Below are 3438 nucleotides of genomic sequence, written 5' to 3' on the forward strand. Positions count from 1 at the left end.
CTATAAAGGTTAAGGAAACATCCATCTGCATATACTAATGCTAGTTTCACATATTTGGAAAGTTCAATATTGATTATCTCCGTTTTTTCTAGTTTTTCTTGATGAATATTTAGTAAGCTATATTGTTTATTTTTAAAGATATTGATTATAGCATTGAATAGGGAAGGGAAATTTTCCTTATCATCAAATATATAATTTTCACTTATTCCAATTTGAGTACAAATATCTATCAGTTCTTTGTATGATTCAATCTCTTCCTCAATTTGTTGGAGCTGTCCCTTTAAATTTAATGTCCCACCAGATAACTGTAGAGATTGAAAAGGAAACTTATTGCGCTGTATGTAATAGTTTATTAATCGTAAACATTTCATATAGGAACCGAGGCTTTTTACTCTTTCTAGATGGAATAGACCAGATTTCTTTCTCCTATCAAAATCCAACGTTAAAGTATCTTCTATAACGACCTTGAATCCCTTCTCTGTTTCAATGATTTGGTAAGTAACAAGGGTGGATTCATTGTTCATATAAACAACTTCGTTTTTTCCAATTTTCAACTCATCTATTTTAACTTCCTCCACTGGTAACTTAATACCGTCGTCTGGGATACCATATACGTGGATTATCCCTTCATATAAATTAAAAGCTTTCTTTTGCATGTTAACAAAATCTACTTTGTAAGGCGTAGATTCTTTGTTTTCGGATGTTTCAGTAGAGCCTGTTTGCTGTTTGTCTATCTCTTCTATAAATGTGTGACGTAAAGGATCTAAATCCCCATTTTTCATTTTTTTAAAATCAAAGGAAATAGATTTCTTTTCACTTGAATTAAGATGAGATAAGAGTGATCTAACTTTTAGTGGGGCTAATATTCGATAATACGCTAGCTGTTCAACAGTTGGTGTATTAGTTTCTAGATCATTTGCTGCAATCTTTTTTTGGGTCTTTGTTGTAACCATTCAATTCTCTCCTTCTTCATGATGAACATTTAAATCCGTTAAAAACTCATCGAACCTTAGTATAGCAATAATAGAACAGAATTCGTTAGGTAAATTAAAACCACCAGTTTTGTTTCTATATCACCCCCTTGTTCAATAAAATAGTCTTATTATCGAACAAAAAAGTCCTGTTATATACAGGATTTTTAATCAAACTTTATTATAAATAATGCAAGACCAAACTAAATAATAAAAGGGCACTTCCCCTGGAAAGGAAGCACCCCGTGTCAATTAAAACGTTGGACCTTTATTATAGCACGGGTTTCCTTCAAAAAATAGGAGGGTCTTATCATGGATCAAAGTGAAAAACTATTAATGGGTATTGAACGTATCTTGAGTGTAGCGTCTGATTTAGTTGATGAAGTTGCTCGACTGAAGAGTGTAGAAGAAGAATGCAAAATCTTGAAAGAGAAAGTATTCATGAATCAACTCACTAAAGCAGGACAAGAAGTTTTTGCTCTTGATGGTCATTCTATTTCAGCAATACAAGACATTTTCCATAAAGAAGAGTGCACGATTAAGAATCAAAAAAGAAGTATCTTAAAAAAGTGGAATACATCATGTATGACAGAAGCTGTTCAACAGTTTCTGAATTTGTATCAAGAATCCTCACAAGAACTAATACGTACTTCTTAACTATAAAATAGCCTCTAAGGCTACAAAAGCAGGCTTAAGCCTGCTTTTTCTTATACAGAGAAAAGAGCATTCCTCTCAAATGAGAAATGCTCTTTCCTATAAGCATGATTTGGGTTATCAAACGTGAACCCACCGTTAGGCTGACCACTTATATCTTACTATCTATGATGATCAATGTCATCACTTAATATTTTGAAAATATAAATATTTGTGTGATTTTCGAACCAATAAAAAAAGGACTACCTTATCCCCAAAGGTAATCCTTTCTTTTTTATGTAGATTCTACACAACTTCATTTTACATAATTAGAATAAAAAAACCATCATTCTGTTATATTTCCTGACTTAAATTATCAAATGTTATTTTTACTTTTTTCATGAAAATAAAAAAGGACATTTCTTTTATGCCCTGTTCCCTCGTATCAGCCCCGCCTACGCTAAATACTATGACAGCCACTCATGCCATCCAACCTACCCTTATTATAAATGAAAGCGATTACAAAGTAAACTAATTAATTGAAATATTCCGTCTATTTTTTGTTGTGTCTAGTAGATTGAATAATTTCACATGTTATGAACAAACTACTCAAGAAGCTGTAAAGTTTCTATCCTTTAATCAAATAAATGTAGCAGAAAAAACAACTGAACGGACCCAGTTGTTTTTTCTGTTTTTGGGCTATATATGATAGACAGAGCTCCTTCTTTAAATTGAGTAATATCAATGGGACTTTTTTATTTCAAGACACCAAGTAGCTAGTTTACATATATGCAGCTTTTTATACATCCCTGATATGACTACGTTTACTCGATACCCAAGTGAGAGGAAGATGTATAAAAAATGCACGTTATATATATGGTCAAGGTCAACTTGTATTGATTTATTTCTTAATTTGTTATAAAGTTATTCAGACTTTTTATAAATTAGTTTATGAATTCTCTTAAAAGCTACTTGTCCTGCAACGATGGGGTAGCTTTCTTTTTTATCAAAGGACATAACTTCTTATTACCCTATGTTAAATTAATTTTGATTCCATTTGAGGACGATAACTTTGGTCTTACTTGCCTCTCCTGTTTTGCAGAGTTCTTATATTTCTCCATGAGCTCGTGGATACTTGCTACCTGTATAATGCGGATGTGCTCAGAATTAACAGCATACCGAACAGGCGTAATTAACATGACAGTAGGGAAAATAGCTGATCGGCCCTCTGGCTGCCAATGCAATGCTTTCCACTCATCTGAAAAGAAAAACTCCTCATAGAGGCTGATCTTCGCTTGCATCTTCTGTTCTGAATACTGATTTCTCTGTATTTCAATCCAAAAAGGAGATCCTTTAAAAATACAAAATAGATCGGGTTCAATTCCTCCTTTTCGTCCAGTGGGCTTATCTTCCACAATGACGTGTTTAGGATCACTATACGTACACATTTGTTTATAGACATCCAAGATAGAAAGGAAATGTAATATTTTTTGAGAGTTCTTTTTGATCTTTGCATCCACGGGTAAATAGATGGTGGGAGAATACTGCTGTGTACGTTCAATTAGCCCCAATCGATATAAACGTACCATCACGCTATTACACGCATTTACGGACGATTTAAGCTGTTTAAAGAATAGGTCAACTAATGAGTCTCGATCAACAGCTCTAAACTGGTTAATAAACGCTATGATGTCTTTATCACGTTGGGATAACCGAAAGCTCATCGCTGTTCCTCCTTCTCTAATAATCCAAAAATAGACTGTGGTATGACCTCCAGTTGAGGTTCAGGGTCTTTTACGCGTGTTTTATAAGGAGAAAGCATTTCCTTACAAGC

The 3438-nt window shown here is 33.5% G+C and carries 2 protein-coding genes and 1 pseudogene; 1 reads left to right on the plus strand and 2 read right to left on the minus strand.

The window, feature by feature from the left end; genetic code table 11:
- Nucleotides 1-953, minus strand: a pseudogene (locus AC1DRF_RS20080) (DUF4365 domain-containing protein); the annotation flags it as partial.
- A gap of 330 nt (nt 954-1283) precedes the next feature.
- Between AC1DRF_RS20080 and AC1DRF_RS20085 the strand changes: the two are divergent.
- Nucleotides 1284-1628: a LuxR family transcriptional regulator gene (locus AC1DRF_RS20085; RefSeq protein ID WP_477741507.1), complete on the plus strand. Its 345-nt coding sequence runs from the start codon at nt 1284-1286 to the stop codon at nt 1626-1628.
- Nucleotides 1629-2635: 1007 nt separating this feature from the next.
- On the opposite strand, the gene AC1DRF_RS20090 is transcribed toward AC1DRF_RS20085, so the two are convergent.
- A complete protein-coding gene (locus AC1DRF_RS20090) occupies nt 2636-3328 on the minus strand; it encodes a hypothetical protein (RefSeq protein WP_330534222.1) in 693 nt (230 codons plus the stop codon).
- Between the last annotated feature and the right edge of the window lie 110 nt (nt 3329-3438).

This window comes from Priestia sp. P5_B4, from assembly GCF_056400385.1.